This window comes from Bacteroides sp. NGMCC 1.200775 (genome assembly GCF_040798045.1).
Lineage (GTDB): Bacteria > Bacteroidota > Bacteroidia > Bacteroidales > Bacteroidaceae > Bacteroides > Bacteroides hominis.
In genome coordinates this window covers 652901-672444 of record NZ_JASCQK010000002.1, presented here as the reverse complement: position 1 = coordinate 672444, position 19544 = coordinate 652901, and the positions used below count along the sequence as shown (strand labels likewise).

Sequence of the window (19544 nt, the reverse complement as noted above, 5' to 3'; positions counted from 1 at the left end):
CTCGTAAAGAAACTATTTAATCAATATGGACTCATGGTCTATTTAAATAGCCGGATTAAAAAGAATCTGATGATAGGTGAGAGAAGAGGGATTTTGCCGTAATATCGCCAAAGTTCTTCTGGAACTTTTTTCGCGCCATATAAAGTAGGTCACTGAAATGCTGATGGTGATGTAACTGAGCCATGCCCACCAAGTAAGATACCAGGGAGTGCTGATATGTATCTGTAATAAGATTTCTTGTGCTTTGCGCATTTTCAGCGAGTTGCCTTTTTGGCGTACGTGTAGCACGTAGTCTCCAGGATCAAGGTTGGTGTATTTCAGGCTTGTTTGTGAGGTGAGTGACCATTGCTTGTCAAAACCTTCTAACTGATACTCATACCAAGTATTATTCAGTATATCCACATAGTTGGAAGAAGCAAACTCAATAGTCAGGTTATTTTGAGCGGCATTTAGATTTACTTCCCGGACAAAAGGGAGCCCTTCTGTCAGTATACGACTTTTGTCATCCGGACTTATCCGTGCGTTGTTGACGGATAAACTTGAAAAATAGAGTTTAGGTTTGGGATATTCTTTGTTCAGGTCTTTCTCCAGAAAAGAACTAAGCCCTCCTGTACCTCCGATAAATATTGTATGGTCACTACACATCCATACACCACAACCATTAATGATGGATGAGAGGGACAGTCCGTTATCCAGTTCAATGGAACGGAATGATTCGGTGGTTGGATTAAATAGTGTGATACCCCGATCACTTGTGATAAGTATGTTATCTGTCGAAGTCTGTAGAAGATTATAGCAATAATTGCTAAGTAGTTGGTTCTGTTCGGGAGTATAGTTGATGCAGGTCTGAGTTTGTTCGTTATAGCAAAAAAGTCCTGAACCTAAAGTGGCGATATAAAGATATTGATTGTTACCTTTCAAAATCTTGCTGATGCCGAACTGTCCAATGGATGCAGGCAGGCTGAATGATTTAACTTCTTCGGGATGTTTCAGGTTTATACTATATAAGTTAGTACCTGCCGACAACCAGAGAAAGCCTTTGGGGTCAATGGTGAAAGTTTGATAGTAATATCCGTCATAAAGCAAGCGGAATTCATTCGTATCGGGATTCATGGAGAAAACTCCGTTGCGTGCGGAAACGATTAGCTGGTCGTTATAGAAAGATACTTGGAAAATAACATCATTGGGCTCTTTTTTGCCTTTCGTGGAGTAATTGAGGTAGTTGTAAAAACGTCCTGTTTTGCGGTCGAGCCGGGAAAGACCTCCCATATGCGTACCTATATATAAACAGTCTCTTTTAGGGTCGTAACAAATACTCTTCAGATTGTTGTGGGGCAGAGAGTTGGGTCCTCCGGCAGTGTAAGTCCTGAAATGCCCCGCTTGGCGGTCTAAACATGCCAATCCGCCACCATCGGTGCATATCCATAGGTGATGATCTTTGTCCTCGGTCATGGCCCCGGCGAACGGGTAGTTGAGACAGTCACTGCGATCGGGATTATAAGTGTAGTAATTGAATGTGTTGTTATCCGGGTTGAAGTAGTTGACTCCTCCATAATAACTACCTATCCAGATAGTGCCTTGTACATCTTGATAGAGCGAAAATATAGAAGAATGGCTGAGTCCTCCCGGGCGTTGTTCTTGCTTGATGAGGCTGTAGGTTTGGGTGTGTGGATCATATTTTTGTAAACCGTCGAAGGTTCCGAACCAGATGTTCCCTTGCTGATCTTCAACAAATTCACGTATTTGTTCACTGGAAATGCCTTTGGGGGATGAGGGGTCATAAGGAATACGGCTAATTTGTCCGTTTCGGTTGATATGGTATAGCCCTTGTGTACGGCAACCTACCCAAAGTTCCTGACTGGAACTTTGGAAAATACGGTAAACATCTACTTTGGGGATCAGGCATTGAACCGCTCCTTTATTTTCTGTCGTATATAGGCCTTCTTTGGCACCGATATAAAATCTGTTGCCATCTGTCATCAGATAGTTGATGGATGGTATACCTGTTTTTTGCTGAAAATCTAATTGATTGTTTTGGGGATTGTATCGGAAAATAGAGTCGTGCCCGGCACACCATATCTCACCGGCATGAGATGTTAAAGCATAGACAGAGCCTTGACGCAGACGTTCGAAAGTCTCTTTACGAATATCGTATTTCAATAAAGCACGATCAACAATTAAAAACACATCTCCGTTTTGACTTCCAGTAATGGCGCTCACCTCATTCCCTATCAGAACTTTCTGATCCGGTTGATTCCCGTTCTGGATCCATGCTTTATAAACCGTCATCCTATCACTATTGTAGATGTTGACCCCTTCACGTGTACCAAACCACATTCTACCCAGTTTATCTTGATAGATAGCCATAACAGACGATTGCGAAAGACCTTCTTCTCTACCTATGTGTTTAAAATATCCGGCGTATGATAATTGAACGATGAAAATGCCGATAAAAGAAAAGGCTAATTTGTGTTTATTCATAGTTATTCCGTATTTATAAACGCAAATATATAAATAACAGATAGATTTAGTATACCAACTCTATGAAAAAAGTATATAAACAGAAATAAACCTCCCTACCATTCAACAGATAGGGAGGCTTGTGGGGGAAATCGTAGGTTTATCGGATGCTTTCCTGTATTTTCGGTTTCAGGATAGCGGTCCAGAGATCGTAGCCATTCTGATTCATGTGCAGGCCGTCCGGTTTAAAGATATCTTTTCGCAGTTCTCCGTTTGCACCGTACAAGCAAGAGGCTACGTCGACATAAGTGAGTCCGTCCGTCTTCGAAGCATACTCTTTAAGCAAAGTATTAATGATTTCATGCTTCGGAATCATCTCCTTGCGTGCGAGCGAAGGCTTATAGGAGAGAATGAATATCGGAATATCCGGATAGTCCCGTTGCAGCCGGTTGGTCAGTAAACGAAAAAAGTCGAATGTTTCTCCGACAGTCAGATCCTCGAGGGTACCTGCAAGATCATTTTCTACATAAACCACGATACTGCGCGGGTGATATCCCCGGGCAATCACGTCGTAATTATAAAGCATGTCTCGTAAGGCGGCACCACCGTATGAACGGCGGAGAATCTTCAGTGGGGCCATGTCCCGGTAAATGTTATCCCACAAGTTGATGGAAGAACTGCCTAAAAAGAGAACGTCGCAAGAAGTATCTTTCAATGTCCGGTTTTCTGTTTGGTACCGGTCTATTTCTCCTTGGTATCGGGTTACCCATGTAACCGGATCCGTGTGGCGGACAGGAAGATATTCGCTAAAGCGCACAGAATCCTGTGGCGTTTGTACCTCTGCTGCAACACTCTTGCAGCAGAGGAGGACAGTACAAAAGGTGATAAATATTGATTTTATCATTTATTTCTTTACGTTAAATCCAAGTTTCTTCAATCCGTTCTGCACGTCGGGATGACTCATGAAAAGTTTCCATAGAAGTCCGGTCCGGTAGTTTTCTATCATTACGGCTATCGGCCCTTGGTCGATGGCCAGATATCGCTTCGGATACCAGTCCGCGGTTTCGCTGAAGGCATCATAGAATCCGTAAGGACCGAATACCTTATCTCCCATCTGATACAGATGACGCATCACTTGCAGTGACTGGTCCGGTGTATAGACGATGGAAGAGAGGGCGGCGGTGGGAGAGATCACTCCCCGGTCATCACGTTCCAACGGGCCGTGGGCAGCATATCCATCCACGGAATAACTGGCGGTCAGCCCCCAGCAGTCAGCCCCGTAACCTTTATAATGTTTGGGGTTGCGGATGCAATATTCACGGTTTACCAGTGTAAGATTTCGCATCTCGTTGAAGTAGCTCGGGCAATATTCATCTTTCAAACCCACCGGATCGAGTCCGAGGAAGGAATACTGCGCCCAGAACAACGGACCGACTTCTCCACCCTGATAGCGGAGATGCAGTTCGATACCCTCTACCCGGTGTGGAGAAACAATCGCGCCATTCTGTGCCCATCCTTCATGATATACCGCAGCCGGCACTCCATGAGTAGGAGAAGCAGCGGCAAGGATATACATAATCAGGCATTCATTGTAGCCGTGTACCGGAAAGTTCATTTCCCAACCATATTCCGGACTCCAGTGCCAGTAAAGCACATTTTGCCCGTCACGGCGATACCAGTTCCAGTCTACCTCCCGCCATAGTTTATCGATACGTGCCGCAAGAGCTTTCTCTTCGGTTGAACCTCCTGCATAGTATTGATGTACGGCCAGCAAACCTTGCATCAGGAAAGCTGTTTCTACCAGATCGCCTCCATTATCTTTTTGTCCGAAAGGTTGCACACGTCCCGTTTCACCGTTCCACCAGTGTGGGTAAGCGCCTTTAAAGCGGTCCGCCTTTTCCAGGAAACGGACTATTTTCTCCATGCGGCGCAGCCCTTCTTCCCGGCTGACGTATCCACGATCGATACCCGCCAGTATGGCCATGATGCCGAAGCCGCTTCCTCCTGAAGTAACAATCTCCGGACCTCCGGCCGGATATTCGCCATCCATATGATAGCGTTCGCGTGCCAGTCCGCTATTGGGTTCGGCTGCTTCCCAGAAATAATTGAAGGTTCGTCGCTGGACGGTATCCATCAGGGCATCGTCTGTCAGGGTAGCGGCAGAAGAAGGTTTATCCTTTGGCTTGCAAGCTACAAGAAGAAAAAGAGCGAAGAGGAAGAAGAGGAGCTTGCTGTTGTGAGTGACAAGTTGGGTATTCATAATGATTTCTTGTTTGTAATGGTTTTGGTTTCACCACAGATTACACGGATTTTCACAGATTAATCATTTATCCCGTTGATATTTAAGATTAAAATTCTGTGTTAATCTGTGTAATCTGTGGTGAGATTAATTCATTTCTATTCCCTTGTGTAGCCGATTCAACGCAACGTGAACCGTGCCGTTTTCACGTTTTGGCTGTCAGGTCCTATCATCACATCGAAATCGCCCGGTTCGGCTACGAATTGCAGGTCGGCATTGTAAAACTTCAACATTTCCGGAGCAATCGTAAAACGGACAGTACGCGACTCATTGGGCTGCAGGTAGATCTTTTCAAATCCCTTAAGCTCTTTTACCGGGCGGGTGACACTGCCTACGAGATCACGGATGTAGAGTTGCACTACTTCACTGCCGGCACGGTCTCCGGTATTCGTTACGGTGACGGAGGCTACCAACTGATTGTCCATCCCGATGGAGGGTTGACTTAAAGTGACATCACTGAAGCGGAATGTGGTATACGACAATCCATATCCGAACGGATAAAGTGCATCATTGTCTACGTCCAGATAGTTGCTGCGGAATTTCTCAAACCATTTGCCTTCTTTGAGCGGGCGACCTGTATTTTTGTGTGCATAGTAAAGCGGAATCTGGCCTACATTCTTCGGGAAAGTCATGGTGAGTTTGCCGCTTGGGTTCACTGCTCCGAACAGTACATCGCCGATAGCCAAGCCTGCCTCCGAACCTCCAAACCATACGTTTAAGATGGCGGGTACATTCTCCTGCTCCCAGTTCAGCACCAACGGACGGCCAGTGAAGAGTACGAGAACTACCGGCTTGCCTGTTTTCAGTAGAGCTTCCAGGAGTGTGTGTTGTACGTCCGGCAGGTCGAGGTTGGTACGACTGCTGCTTTCGCCACTCATTTCCGATGATTCGCCCAGCGCGGCAATGATTACGTCCGACTGTGAAGCTATTTTCAACGCTTCGTCCAGCAGTTGCTTGTCAGTACGGTTGTCGCGGTTCAGCGAACGGCCAAACAGGGTGGCTCTTTCCTCATAGGCAGCATCGCTTATCAGATTACTGCCTTTGGCATAAAGAATTTTTGCCTGATTGCCTACCCACTCGGTCAATCCCTCTACCAGAGATGGGCTCTTGTCCAGAACTGCCGCCACACTCCACGTACCCGGCATATTCGAGCGGGTATTGGCCAAGGGACCTATCACTGCGATGGTACCGGTGGGTGAGAGAGGGAGAAGGGGAGAGGAACCGGGAGAGAGCTGTCCGTTTTTCAGTAGTACGAAACTTTCTCCGGCAATTCTCCGGGCTACGGCACGATGCTCTTTGGTAAAGATGTCACGTGCCGGACGTTTCAGATCACAATATTTATAAGGATTGTCAAATAACCCCAGTTTATATTTGGCTTCCAGAATGCGGCGGCAAGCGGTATTAACGGTTTCTACCGATACTTTGCCTTCTTCGATCGATTTCTTCAATGTGCCGGCGAAGCCTTCACTGACCATGTCCATATCTACTCCCGCATTGATGGCACGTGCCGATACGGTTTGCAGGTCGCCAATCCCGTGTTCTATCATTTCAGAGATTCCGGTGAAGTCTGTCACTACGAATCCGTTAAATCCCCATGCTCCACGCAGCACATCGGTCATCAGCCATCGGTTGGCAGTTGCCGGCACACCCTCCACTTCGTTGAATGAAGCCATTACACTGCCTGCTCCGGCTTCAACACCAGCCTGATAGGGGAGCATGTAATCGTTAAACATCCGTTGGCGGCTCATGTCTACGGTATTGTAGTCCCGTCCGGCTTCGGCTGCCCCATACAAGGCAAAATGCTTGATACAAGCCATGATCTCATCGTTACGGCGCATATCTTTTCCCTGATATCCGCGTACCATGGCTTGGGCAATCTGTGCTCCGAGGAAGGGATCTTCGCCCGAACCTTCGGATACCCGTCCCCAGCGTGGATCGCGACTGATATCTACCATCGGACTGAAAGTCCACGAGATGCCGTCAGCGCTTGCTTCGATGGCTGCGATACGTGCAGATTCTTCAATGGCCGGAATATCCCAGGTACACGAAAGCCCCAATGGGATAGGAAAGATGGTTTCGTAGCCGTGAATCACGTCCATACCGAAGAGCAGAGGGATACCCAGGCGGGAATTTTCTACAGCCAGACGTTGTACGTCACGAATTTTATCCACCCCTTTCAGGTTGAAGAGTCCACCTACTTCACCTCGCTTTATCTTTGTGGCTATGTCACTGCTTTTAGCTTGTCCGGTGGTAATTTCACCCGTTACCGGCAGGTTAAGCTGCCCTATTTTCTCTTCCAGGGTCATCCGTTTCAGCAGATCGTCGAGGAAACGGTCCATGTCCTGAGGAGATTTCTGAGCTTGCAGCCCCAACGGGAGTAAAAGTGCAAGCAGAATGAGTAAAGAATATTTCTTGTTCATAACTGTATATGGTTAAGAGTTCACCACAGATTACACGGATTATCACAGAGAAGAGGTCCATTGGATTGATAATCTGCACTTAATATATCTGTGATAATCTGTGTGATCTGTGGTGAAACTCTGAGATTAATAATCCGGGTTCTGTACCAATACGCCTTTCGACTTGTCTATCTCGTCCTGTGGAAGTGGTAGCAAGGCATTCTTGGGTTGATAACCCGTTTTGCCAGCAGCATGTAGCACTTGCGAAGCGATACCCCAGCGTACCAGGTCGTAGAAACGTCCCGATTCCAATCCGAGTTCTACCCGTCGTTCATGCCGGATGGCATCACGCAACACGGTCTGATCCAATGAAGTCACTTTGGGCAGAATGTCCGGGTTGTTGCCACGGGCGCGGGCACGCACCATTTCCAGATAACCCGATGCTTCGCCTGTTTTCCCTAACTCATTAGCCGATTCTGCAGCCATTAGCACTACGTCGCCATAGCGGATGATACGGATATTCACCCAGAAACCATGACGGGTAAACTCCTCACGAAGTGCCGGGTTGGTATAAGCTTTCTTGTTAAAATAAGTACCGTCGGCTTGAGATACCGGAGACTCTCCATAAGGTTTGTTGGTATTCTCGGGAGTGATCGGATCAGTATCCGAACGACGGAAGTAAAGCAGTGTAGCATCTTTGCGCGGGTCGCCCGGTTCGAACGCCTCACCCATCAGCTCGGTTCCCATATGCCATCCCCAGCCAAGGTCCCATTGGCCGGAGCCGCGTACACCTTGTACCTCGCAGAACTGACTGCCTATTTTATCACTTGCAGGCAGGGCGGCAGTCGATGCACATTGCAGCTCAAATACCGACTCACTGCTGTTTTCGCCATCATCGGTAAAGATAACGTCATAAGGGGTGTCCAGATTATACTGTCCGGAATTCATTACATCGGTTGAGGCAGTATACATGTTCTGCCAGTCGTTACGCATCATATACGTGCGGGCATGCAGTGCACGGGCACTTCCCCAGGTTAGACGTCCCAGGTAAGCAGACTGCCATTGACGGGGTAAAAGCCCTTCAGCCTGTGTCAGGTCTGAGTCGATCTGTTTATAGATCTCTTCGGCGGTGGTCTTCGGTACATTGGCTTCCGAGGCGTCGTTCACTTTGAAAGTGACCAACGGCACTTCGCCGAATGCACGGACCAGATTGAAGTAACAGTAAGCACGGAAGAAAAGAGCTTCTCCCTTATTCCGGAGATCATTTTCTTCTGTGAGGTTACCTTTCTCGATGGTTTCTATCACGTCGTTGCATTGATAGATGATAGCGTAATTCTGACTCCAGTAGGCTTTGATCAGTCCGTTATTGGTATTGTACTGGAAATCATCGTACATGGCAGCCTGATCGGCACCGTCGCTCGCCGTACTTCCTTTTTCCGAATCTTCCGAGCGGAAATATTCGATGGCGAATGCCGGGATACCTGCGGTAATGTTATAGTTACGCATCATGGTGTAGATATTGAAGACTTTTCCTTCGGCAAGTGCTCCGGGATTATCATCTTCGGTGAACTGCCCTTGAGGGTGACGGTCCAGAAAATCGTTGCAACTGCTGAAGCTCAGAGCCGATACGGCTAATGCAATGGGTAGGATGTATTTATTTAGTTTCATACTCTGCTTCGTTAAAATGTTAAGTTAATACCAAATGTATAGACTGCCGGTACCGGATATGTTCCGTTATCCACTCCGAAGGCAATGGCCGATCCACCGATTTCCGGTGTATAGCCCGTGTTATGCTTCCACGTCTTCAGGTTTTGTATGTTGACATAAACCTTCAGAGCCTGCATGCGTATTTTCGCCAGCAAGGTTTTGTCGAAGTTATAAGCCAGTTGGAGGTTACGGATACGGAAGAAGCTGCCGTCTTCGATGAAGTACTCGGAGTTCTCGCTGTTGATGGCATGTTTTGTATTCAGCAGGGGTTGCGTGTTCGATGTGCCTTCTCCGTGCCAGCGGTCGAGACGTTGCTCCATATAATTGAACTGTGCCCAGTTATAATTGTCCCAGGTACGGTAAATCTGATTGCCGCCTTGTCCCATCATTTCCATGCTGACTTCCCAGTTCTTATATGAAAGGCCGAGGCTGATGCCGTATGTTACGTCCGGTGTCGGATCACCGATCATCGTGCGGTCGTCCGGTGTGATTTTTCCATCTCCGTTTACGTCGGCAAACTTAAGGTCGCCGGGTGTGACGGTTGCCAGTGTATTCGCCGGTGAAGCGTCGATCTCGGCCTGGTTTTGGTAAACGCCCGCTACTTTGTAGCCGTAGAAATAACCGATCGGATAGCCTGCCATTGTGTAGCTCTGGCTTTTGTCGCCTGCGATGATGGAGTATCCTTCCTGTACCAGACTCTTCACTTTGTTACTGATAGTGGTCAGGTTCGCGCTGACAGAATATCCCCAGTCGCCGATCTGATCTCTCCAGGAGGCCATCAATTCGATACCTTTGTTCTCAATCTCTCCAAGGTTTCCGATACCCGGTACGGTTCCCGACAATCCCGGTACGGTAGCCAGCAGGTCTTTGGTATTCTTCTTGTAATATACTCCTTCCAGATGGAAGCGGTTGCGGAACATATTGGTCTCGAATCCGGTTTCCCATGCTTCTACTTTTTCCCAGCGGAGGCGCGGGTTGGGCAGGTAAGCCAGTTGGTACCCCGGATAGATGATGGCCGGTTTGCCGAATACGGCAGCGAAAGCATTCTCCAACAACGGTTCTGCCGGATAAGCCCTATCCATATTCTGGTTACCTAATGTGCCCCACGAACCTTTCAGTTTCAACATGTCCAGCCATGTGATGTCTTTCATGAACTCCTCTTCAGTCATCAGCCATCCGGCACCTACAGAGTAGAAGTTCTGCCATTGGTTGCCCGTGTATGCGAAGGCCGATGAGCCGTCACGACGGAACGAGCCGTTGAACAGGTATTTCCCTTTATAATTATAGATGACACGGGCCAGCATGGACACGGTGGTGCGTTCCCACTGTGTACTTCCGTTGGTAGCGGTAGCCAGATCGCCAATGCTGACGAACCATTTATCGGGATTATTCGGAATCACCAGCCCGATACCCTGTCCGCGTGAAGCATCCAGTCCGCTGAGTGAATTGTAGTAGGTTGTGAAACCGGCAGTAGCGGTCAGGTTGTGTGTACCATCGGCAAAACTGTTTTGGTATGTCAGCAGATAGTCACTCTGCACTTTGGTTTCGTTTTGTTTGTTCTGGCTCACTTCCGTCTTTCCCGTTCCAAGTGTAGCCACATTGCCGGCTACGGTTGCGTCATATACTTTAATGATCGGTTTGTAAGTCCGGCTGTCATTGGTGGCATAATCCATGGAGAACATTGCTTTGAATGTGAAATGCTTCAGGAAATCCACTTCACCGTAAATGCTGCCCGATGCACGGTAATTGATGGCGCGGGTGGTGTTGGCACGCAGATCTACGTCGACCAACGGATTGGTCATCTGTGCTTTCTGGAATTCCGGCAATGAAGTATACAGACCGTATTCTTCGTTGTAAACCGGAGCTACAGGAGTAGTGCGAATTGCGTTCAGAACCGTTTTGCTGTCGGCCGGGAGCATTCGTGCTCCGTTGAACTGAAATCCCACTTTGATATCTTTGGTGATCTTATAATCATTACTTGCATTGATCGTCACTTTGCTATACTTCTCATGCTTAATGTTTCCCTGTTCGTGCGAGTAGCCCACACCGAGATAGAAACTATGTTTTTCCGAAGCACCTGTGATACTGATATTATTGTTCGTGATGAATCCGGTCTGGAATATTTCGTCTTGCCAGTCCGTATTTGCGTTCCAGTTGCTGAAGTCGAATGGGGTGTTTCCCTGATTCGCCATCTGCTCGTTATAGAGTTCCTTGAACTGTGGCGCATTCACCATTTTGATTTTGTCTACTACGGTTTTCCATCCGAAAGAGGTGTTGATGTTGACCAGCGTCTGTCCCTCTTTGGCGCGTTTGGTAGTTACGATGATCACGCCGTTGGCACCACGTACACCGAAGATAGCCAATGAAGAGGGGTCTTTCAATACTTCCATCGATTCGATGTCTTCTGGGTTCAGGAAGTTGATATTGTCATTGAAGAGTCCGTCTACAATATACAGCGGCTTGTAACCATTGATGGAGTTTGTGCCGCGGATACGGATTTCGGGATCGGCACCTGCCTGTCCGGAATTGACAATCTGCACACCGGCAATCTTTCCTTGTAGGGATGATAGTGGGTTAGTGGCCGGTTTGTTGGCTATTTCCGAACCCTTGATGTTGGTGATAGAACCGGTCAGGTCACGTTTCTTGGCACTACCGTAACCGATAATTACTGTTTCGGCAAGCATTTGGGAGTCGTCTTTAAGCGTGACATTAATCACAGTCTGCTGCCCCACTTTAATCTCCTGCTTTTCATATCCTACATACGAGAATACAAGCACATCTTCAGGGGTAACAGAAATGGAGTATTTGCCATCCATATCGGTGATGGCTCCGGTAGAAGTCCCTTTTACCAGAATAGATGCGCCGATCAGGGGCTCATGGGTTGAATCTGTAACAGTACCCGTTACTGTTTTGGTTTGCGCCATGGCTACCGATGCGCTCAGCAGTAGGCACGTCAGGACAAATACACTTTTTAGCCATAAGGCTCTCTTCTGCCGAAGAGGTCGTAAAGGTTTAGTCTTCATTGCATTAAATTTTACCATTGTATAACTATTTTGATTTAACACACCTTCTGCCAGTTCTCTTTCAGATACTCGATAGTTATATCGACGGCAAAAGTACCCAATGAAACAAATAAATGTCGAAAAAGATGTGAACGGATTCAAACTCCCTGCACTTTTAACATATATCGGACTTGGAATCCGACTAATGTATTTTTATATATGGCTCCCTGAATGGATCGGTCAAAAACAATTCGCCCAGATGATAGAAGCATCACCTGGGCGAAACCATTTATACTGTGAGGACTATCCTTCGGTGCGACTTGGCCATTTGCTTCAAAACCGCTCTTGGCTCAATCTCTTGTTGCAGTGGTAACGTGGGAATTTGATATAGTTCTTTTTGTGTGTTTATAAAGATGAGACGCATAAATATATAAAAAAAAGATGCGTTTTCTTTATACGTTCATGGAGATATATAAAGAAAATACGTTTTTTTCTACATTGATATAGTCTCTGAGCGAACCGGATAGAAACAATTCGCCCGGGTGATGTTTCCATCATCCGGGCGAAACCGTTTAAATTTGTACTTCGATATTCAGCTTACCGCCAAGCCCCCTTTCAACTATATCTATCAGGGTTTTCAGGGTCAAGTTACCTTCATCATTCTCTACTCTTACTACACACAATAAACGTGTCCGTTTAGGTTTATAATTGCTTTGCTGGGTTGATGCCGCTTCCCTCTCTGAGAATTATATTCACTAATACGGGCACGTCCCGGTTTTAAATCTGCTATATGGAAAATTACGACAAACAAAACTTCTTCGGGCTACCACACAAAGCCGCTTACTGCTTGGTGATTAGTACATGGATCATCAGTATATATGCCATTGTAGGACAACAAGAAATCATCGGGCAATATCAAAGTATAGTAGACGAAACCATACACAACAATCAAACCCAGATTGAGCCCAGCCGGACACTACTCAAACCTAAATCGCCGTTTGACTGTATGACGATCAGTGAATACAACTACATCTTTAACCCGGAAAATGACGGAAACCGATAGAGGGGTATTTTTCCTCTTTTCATGCACAAAGATAGGTCGCAGCCGTTCATTCATCAATGACCGCTACGCTATTTCAGCACAAAATATCCTGCGCTCCTGCGTCGTCCGGTATTTTCTGCCGAAATTCATTGCCGGCTGCCCGTCCGTGTCCTGATGGATGTTTAAGAAAAAAGGGAAAAAATGTGTAGGGGCTGCGCTGGTGATATGGAAATTATGTGCACCTTTGTGTGTTTCCAGTGGCGTCGGTCTTGCCGCTTACTTGGCGGCTGCTGAGAGACAGCTATTTAAAACTTTAGATAAACGGTTCTGTTCCCGTGTCTGATACTGTAATGGGGCGGCATATTTTTCTTTCTTGCCTTGGCATTGAAAGTTTGATAGTTCAAACGGGTAAGCAGAACCGTTCTGTTTTCATTAAATCTCCCCTATACAAAGGACGTTCAGCAAACAATTCCACCTATAAAAGTGTTTCATTGTACATTTTTTGTCGTTTTGCTATGGTTATTTGAAAATTATCACCATCTTTGTGGTGCACTACGTATTTTTATTAATGCGAAACGAAGGGATAACATCTCTTTGTTTTAAACTGGCTACGGACATAATCTATTTTATGTCCGCAGCTTTAGGATAAAACGGCTCTGCCCCCGTGTCTAACTTGTAATGGGTTAGCATATGTTTTTCCTTTGCTTCGCATTGAGATTACGTAGTGCAAACGGGTCAGCAGGGCCGTTCATTTTTCCCTGCCCGATTTACGTTTGAACTATGGGCAAACAATCTACTATCAAAATCCTGTATTTCCATCGACGCAAAACCAACGCAAGCGGTTGGTATAAGTTGGAATATATTTTTCAGCGAGGTAAAAAGATTCTGCATTATACACTCTCTACCCGGGATTATGAATATTTAGAAAGTTTCTGTTCCCTCTGCATTGCCGAACGTTCAGAAGTGATTGTTTATGTGGCCGAACTTCTTTTGGAAATCCACAAAGTGAAATATTCTCGCTTGAAAGTCACCCCAAGTTATGCCTATGCTACTTCTAAATATAAACCCCGAATCAACCAAATGTGCAAAAAGAGCCGTTATCACAAAACTCCCGTCATTATAGACGGGCTATAGTACTTTGATCTTTCATAATAAATTCTCTTTTATAATTGGCCTTGAATCTAAATTCTGCTCACCTAACCAGTTAGCTCGCCGAACCGCTGTCACTCTATCCCCCCGGAGGACAGCGGTTCTTTTTCTTTAGTATACAAGAGCACGAATAATTTATCAGACACATTACCCTTTTTAATTTTTGATGTATATTTGTTCGCTACAGATATGTGCTGATTCATGGCTGTATTTGAAGAAAAAACTTGTGAAAAAATGAATAAAATTAGTGCTTGTGTGATTCTCTTAATAGTCGTGCTTAGCTGTAGCGATCCTGTGAATAACAGGCAGTTAAAGACTACGGAATCTTTGACTCAGAACATTGCATCCAGTGACACGATTAAAGATGTTCTTAATGAAAATACAGTTAAAGACTTTTCTACGGTTGCTTTAGGAATGAAATATAGGACTAAAAAAGAATGGAATGACTTTACCGAACCTGACAGGGAGGAATACATCATCACTTCAAAAGGGTTAGGAAAGTTGTTCGGAATACAGGATAGTGTATTTGCAGATAATGATGGAACTATATTGTCGGAAGAAAACCCTGTGGTTTTATGTGATTATATATCTGCAAATAAATATGAATATCCCAATTGGCTAATCATTTCTACACAGAATAAATCCGAAGGGCAATACACATTGACCGGAGTAATTCGAATAAACGAGGGGACTACTTATAGTGTTCATTGTAAATTAAAAGATGACTACTATGCCGGATGTGTATGTGTCGGGAAGTATCCTATTATGAACGGTGATTCAATCTTATTTAGGATAGAAGAAATCTATGGCATAACAAAAACAGGGAAAGTGGATATACTTCCATTGAATACGCCGGTGGAAAATTGCCCCGAACCGTTTGAACCTACTTTCCCGGAGGGAAGAACTCCTGCATACTATTATGTACAAGGAGATGAGAAGCATACTCAAAGCTGGCAGGAACTGTAATCTAACCAATCAAAACGAATTGTTTCTTTATTTTATCGCATATTTAATTGTTTAATTATAAGTGGTTAATCATTCGTGTCGGTATCCTTATCCGGGCCCGGGCACCCGGGCTCATAAGCCCAGGTATACGGGCTTATGGTCCCGGGTACACGGGCCCATGGGCACACCTGCCTGGGACCAGATGTAGATTGCACCATTTCCGGTTGAACACGAAGAGAAAACAAAATGCTTTAAGAGGCGTGTTTGCTTAGGAAATACATGGTTCTTGATTGATAATCAATGGTCTGTGTAGCGTTTTCGCCTTAAAACAGTAGGTGGAGGATGGAAGATACAGGTGGAAGATAAAGGACTGAAAAACGCGATCTTCCACCCGGTCATTTCTTTGATTATTAGGGCAATAAACTCTAAAAGGTGGAAGATGGAAGATCGAAATGCATTTTTCGTATGAGAAGGCCTTACATTGATTTATTTCCCGGTGTTTTTCTTTTGCTCATTTCTTTCTCTTTTTTCTTTTTTATCTTTGTAGATAGCTACAATGATATCTTTCAAAATGGGGCAGAGGCAGGTAAGAATTATGCCACTTGTTATCGTCATAAAAATGCCATTGAGGAGTGGTTGAATGGCTCTTGCTGTGTGGGAGATCGTAAATAGTCCTATAATACATAGGAACATTCCATAAATAAAAAAAGTCAGGGACAATATCAGACCGGCAATACAGAGCATTACTATGTCATACTCTCTGAATACTTTCAATGTCAGCCATTTTTTCCATTTTTCTCGTTTGGCCTCCTTTCTGCGTTGCTTTTCTCTTTCCGGGCTGCATTTTTTCCATTCTTTGACCATCTCCAAAAATTCTTCTTGGGGACGTTTTAAGCTGATATTATATCTCCGCATCTTTTCGCTGGTGCGTCTCTTTTTCCTTTTATTCATTTGGGTAGTATGTTGCGGGTTTAAAGAAAAAGCCCGCCAAAACAATTGTTTTAGCAGGCTTTTTTTACAACATTGAAAGTTTGTGCGGATGATAGGACTCGAACCTACACGTCGCGAGACACCAGATCCTAAGTCTGGCGCGGCTACCAATTACGCCACATCCGCTCACTAAATGCTCACTCGTTTGGAGTTTTGCGCTGCAAAGATAGATACTTTTTCCGATTTTACAAATTTATAAGCAATAAAGTTATTTACCGGGGAATCTGCGGGCGATCTCTATCAATGTAGCTTTTCCTCTCAGGGGCTCTTGTCAAGAGGGTTGTAGAATAGTTCCACATCTTTGTGGAGCAGTTCTACAACCCTTCTTTTCATTTTTAGCTTTTCTTGAATATTTAATACTCTTATTTACTGATGTTTAGACTTTATTGATTTCATCAATACTTTTGAGGTACAATTATTGGAGTACAAGTGCAAATAGGTATTTGTAGATTTAAAATGATTAGCCAATGAGAAGTTTGAAAACAGTGTTGATTATCTTGTTGTGTATGTGTGGTATACATGTGCAAGCACAACAGTTGGAAATAAAAGGTTTAGTGACGTCATCGGAGGATAAACAGCCGCTTATCGGAGCTACGGTTGCCGTAAAAGGGGTACCGGGAAGGGGAGTGGTAACGGATATGGACGGCCGTTACACTCTGAAAATAGAACCATCAGATAAAATCCTTGTCATATCCTATATAGGAATGAAATCGTCTGAGGTCAAAGTGCCGAAGAATGGAGTCTTGAATGTGGTGTTGCAGCCCGAATCACTTAATCTGGATGAAGTTGTGGTGACCGGATACGGAAATTTTTCAAAGTCATCCTTTACCGGATCAGCTAACACCTTACGGGCCGACATGCTGAAAAACGTACCGGTACTTTCTGTAGAACAGAAGTTGCAAGGTATGACCACGGGGGTAAATATTACTTCCGGTTCCGGCCAGCCGGGAGCTAACCAGAGTATTCGTATCCGTGGTATGGGTTCATTCAATGCATCCAATGAACCTCTTTTTGTGATTGACGGTATACCGGTCACATCCGGCAGTATGGGAGCCGGTACGGGAGCTGATGCCGCCTATATGAATAATGCCAAAACAAATGTGATGAGTACTCTTAATCCTGCCGATATCGAGAATATTACAGTGATAAAGGATGCCGCCGCCGCTTCTCTTTACGGTTCGCGTGCCGCGAACGGGGTGATTCTGATCACTACCAAGAAAGGAGCGGCAGGGCGGACTAAAGTTACTTTGAGCGCGAGCGGAGGCTTTTCTAATGCAGCTGTCAACTTCCGTCCCACATTGAACGGTGAACAACGCCGTGAAATGATTTATGAAGGTCTTTACAACTCTGCAGTAGACAAGGGACTCCAATCTCCCGAAGCATATGCAAACGCCAATATTGATACATATGCGGGGATACCGGAACTGGGATATACTGATTGGAGGAAAGAACTGATCCGAACCGCTCATAATCAAAACTACGAGGTGACTGCTTCCGGAGGTAACGAGCGAACTACTTTTTATGCTTCTCTCGGCTTTAACCGTCAGGAAGGTCTGGTCGAGAATTCTAATCTGGACCGTTACTCTGCCCGCCTGAACATGACACATAAAATGGGTAGCCGTGTCGAGGTAGGAGGTAACATGATGTTCACCCAAATAAGTCAGGAGATGAACGAGGAGCGCGGTTCCAATATCAATCCTTTCCTTTGTGTTGCTGTATCTGCCACACCTTCCATGCCTGTGCGTGACGCTTCGGGCAACTATGTGGGGTCTTATATAGGAACCAATGTGAATCCGCTTCGTGACATCCGTACCGACTATAACCGCAGTCGTATGACACGTATGTTCTCCACCGGTTATGCTTCGGTAGATATCATCAAAGGATTGAAACTGAAAGAGACCCTGAGCTATGACTATACTGTACAGAAAGATTCCCGCTATTTGAATCCGCTTAGCGGGGCAGGTCCCAAGAGCGGAAGTGATGCTCAGACCTCAAAGGGATTTACCGAATATGGTAAGCTATTGTCGTCTACTTCACTCAACTATACCCACACATTTGCCGCTAAACATCACCTTGACATTTTGGCTGCCTATGAATTGGAAAGCTATCAGAGTGATAAAGCTATGGGAGAGAAGGCTAAACTCCCCTCGGATGTGTTGCTTGAGCCGGATAATGCCGCTGTGCTGAAGAGCTTTGTTTCTTCTACACAGGCATACAGAATGATTTCTTACCTGTCCCGTTTGAACTATGATTACGATAATCGTTATTACATTGCAGGCAGTTATCGCCGCGATGGCAGTTCCCGTCTTGCTCCGGAAAGTCGGTGGGGAGACTTCTGGTCTGTTTCCGGTATGTGGCATCTGGGCAGTGAACCTTTTATGGAGGCTGTGAAGCCGGTATTGAACGATGTGAAAATCCGTGCTTCTTATGGTGTCAATGGGAATCAGCCGGGAGCTTTTTACGGATATATGGGGCTATACAGCTACGGGCAGAACTACATGGGGGCAGCAGGTTCATATGAGTCTGCCCAAGCCAATCCCAAACTGAAATGGGAAAAGAACTATAACCTGAATATTGGGCTTAGCCTGACTTTTATTGACCGTATCTTTGTGAATCTCGAATACTACAACCGCGATACAAAGGACTTGCTTTATAATCGCCCTATCAGTTCCACTACCGGTTTCCTGAACTATCTTGCAAACATCGGTCAGCTCAACAACAAAGGGGTGGAGTTCGAACTACGCACGATTAACTTTGCCGGTCCTGACTTCAACTGGACATCGGTGCTGAATTTAACACATAACCGTAATAAAATCGTGGCACTGGACGGAGATATAAAGCAATCTGTCGAGGGCTCCTGGTTTATTCATAAAATAGGTCTTCCTTACAATAGTTTCTACGTGAAAGAGTTTGCCGGAGTAGACCCGTCGACCGGGAAAGCTCTTTATTATCTCAATACACAAGATGAACAGGGGAATTATAATAGAGAGATGACTGACGATGCTTCTAAAGCGCAAGCTATTCCGTATAAATCTGCTGATCCTAAGATATCGGGAGGGTTCACTAATATCATTTCTTATAAGTGGTTTGATCTGGGACTTACCTTTACCTATTCGTTGGGAGGATATTCTTTTGACAAGACAGGTACTCTGATAGAAACTGACGGCAGCAAAGAAAAGTCATACAACCTGCCTGTATATGCTTTGGACCGTTGGCAGAAGCCGGGAGATAGAACTGATGTGCCTCGTTTTGTATTGGAACAGGGAGCCGGTCCACAAAATTCATCCCGCTATATTCACAGTACCGATCACATCCGCCTCAAGAACCTGACACTCGGTTTCACACTTCCCAGCAGATGGGTACAAAAGGCACTGATAGAGAATGCACGTGTCTACTTCTCAGGAAGTAATCTGCTGACATGGGCCAAATGGAAACAGTATGATCCTGAAGTACCGGTTAATGGTGAGGTGTTCTGTGAGGCTCCTCCCATGCGTACCTTCAATTTTGGGGTTGAGATAACTTTCTAAATCATTCATCATTATTAATATTCA

The 19544-nt window shown here is 45.4% G+C and carries 11 protein-coding genes, 1 tRNA gene and 1 pseudogene; 4 read left to right on the top strand and 9 right to left on the bottom strand.

Annotated elements, in window-relative coordinates:
• Positions 1-42 precede the first annotated feature (42 nt).
• The 7 genes and pseudogenes from QK890_RS09165 to QK890_RS09135 form a co-directional block, all read right to left on the bottom strand.
• Positions 43-2481: a two-component regulator propeller domain-containing protein gene (locus QK890_RS09165; protein ID WP_032540360.1), complete on the bottom strand. Its 2439-nt coding sequence runs from the start codon at positions 2479-2481 to the stop codon at positions 43-45.
• A 139-nt stretch (positions 2482-2620) separates the two neighbouring features.
• Positions 2621-3364: an SGNH/GDSL hydrolase family protein gene (locus tag QK890_RS09160; protein WP_367627310.1), complete on the bottom strand. Its 744-nt coding sequence runs from the start codon at positions 3362-3364 to the stop codon at positions 2621-2623.
• Positions 3365-4720, bottom strand: a complete 1356-nt coding sequence (locus QK890_RS09155; protein WP_032531082.1) for a glucoamylase family protein — start codon at positions 4718-4720, stop codon at positions 3365-3367.
• Positions 4721-4878: 158 nt separating this feature from the next.
• The gene (gene bglX, locus QK890_RS09150) at positions 4879-7179 is read right to left on the bottom strand and encodes a beta-glucosidase BglX (RefSeq protein WP_005779132.1); all 2301 of its coding nucleotides are present in this window, start codon (positions 7177-7179) and stop codon (positions 4879-4881) included.
• 126 nt (positions 7180-7305) lie between these two features.
• Positions 7306-8826, bottom strand: coding sequence for a RagB/SusD family nutrient uptake outer membrane protein (locus QK890_RS09145; protein WP_188521466.1), 1521 nt, complete (start codon positions 8824-8826; stop codon positions 7306-7308).
• An 11-nt stretch (positions 8827-8837) separates the two neighbouring features.
• A complete protein-coding gene (locus QK890_RS09140; RefSeq protein WP_080715590.1) occupies positions 8838-11906 on the bottom strand; it encodes a TonB-dependent receptor in 3069 nt (1022 codons plus the stop codon).
• 533 nt (positions 11907-12439) lie between these two features.
• Positions 12440-12544 (bottom strand): annotated as a pseudogene (locus tag QK890_RS09135) (transcriptional regulator); the annotation flags it as partial.
• Between the two features lie 113 nt (positions 12545-12657).
• On the opposite strand from QK890_RS09135, the gene QK890_RS09130 reads away from it, so the two are divergent.
• The 3 genes from QK890_RS09130 (at position 12658) to QK890_RS09120 (ending at position 15024) form a co-directional block, all read left to right on the top strand.
• Positions 12658-12930, top strand: a complete 273-nt coding sequence (locus QK890_RS09130) for a hypothetical protein (protein ID WP_367627309.1) — start codon at positions 12658-12660, stop codon at positions 12928-12930.
• A gap of 759 nt (positions 12931-13689) precedes the next feature.
• Entirely contained in the window at positions 13690-14043 is a 354-nt protein-coding gene (locus tag QK890_RS09125; protein ID WP_367627308.1) for a hypothetical protein, read from the top strand.
• Between the two features lie 249 nt (positions 14044-14292).
• Complete coding sequence (locus QK890_RS09120) at positions 14293-15024, top strand: hypothetical protein (RefSeq protein WP_139478934.1); 732 nt, start codon at positions 14293-14295, stop codon at positions 15022-15024.
• Between the two features lie 465 nt (positions 15025-15489).
• Here the strand turns inward: QK890_RS09120 and QK890_RS09115 are convergent, their stop codons facing one another.
• Positions 15490-15954: a hypothetical protein gene (locus tag QK890_RS09115; protein WP_050418560.1), complete on the bottom strand. Its 465-nt coding sequence runs from the start codon at positions 15952-15954 to the stop codon at positions 15490-15492.
• 83 nt (positions 15955-16037) lie between these two features.
• Positions 16038-16119: transfer RNA gene (locus tag QK890_RS09110), tRNA-Leu, on the bottom strand.
• Between the two features lie 341 nt (positions 16120-16460).
• Here QK890_RS09110 and QK890_RS09105 point away from each other — a divergent pair.
• Entirely contained in the window at positions 16461-19520 is a 3060-nt protein-coding gene (locus tag QK890_RS09105; RefSeq protein WP_032542869.1) for a TonB-dependent receptor, read from the top strand.
• Positions 19521-19544 lie beyond the last annotated feature (24 nt).

Bases quoted from the DNA above. Each gene is read 5' to 3' on its own strand.
- QK890_RS09115 (WP_050418560.1), bottom strand. From the start codon at position 15,954: ATGAATAAAAGGAAAAAGAGACGCACCAGCGAAAAGATGCGGAGATAT.
- QK890_RS09140 (WP_080715590.1), bottom strand. From the start codon at position 11,906: ATGGTAAAATTTAATGCAATGAAGACTAAACCTTTACGACCTCTTCGG.
- bglX (WP_005779132.1), bottom strand. From the start codon at position 7,179: ATGAACAAGAAATATTCTTTACTCATTCTGCTTGCACTTTTACTCCCG.
- QK890_RS09120 (WP_139478934.1), top strand. From the start codon at position 14,293: ATGAATAAAATTAGTGCTTGTGTGATTCTCTTAATAGTCGTGCTTAGC.
- QK890_RS09160 (WP_367627310.1), bottom strand. From the start codon at position 3,364: ATGATAAAATCAATATTTATCACCTTTTGTACTGTCCTCCTCTGCTGC.
- QK890_RS09145 (WP_188521466.1), bottom strand. From the start codon at position 8,826: ATGAAACTAAATAAATACATCCTACCCATTGCATTAGCCGTATCGGCT.
- QK890_RS09125 (WP_367627308.1), top strand. From the start codon at position 13,690: ATGGGCAAACAATCTACTATCAAAATCCTGTATTTCCATCGACGCAAA.
- QK890_RS09105 (WP_032542869.1), top strand. From the start codon at position 16,461: ATGAGAAGTTTGAAAACAGTGTTGATTATCTTGTTGTGTATGTGTGGT.
- QK890_RS09155 (WP_032531082.1), bottom strand. From the start codon at position 4,720: ATGAATACCCAACTTGTCACTCACAACAGCAAGCTCCTCTTCTTCCTC.
- QK890_RS09165 (WP_032540360.1), bottom strand. From the start codon at position 2,481: ATGAATAAACACAAATTAGCCTTTTCTTTTATCGGCATTTTCATCGTT.
- QK890_RS09130 (WP_367627309.1), top strand. From the start codon at position 12,658: ATGGAAAATTACGACAAACAAAACTTCTTCGGGCTACCACACAAAGCC.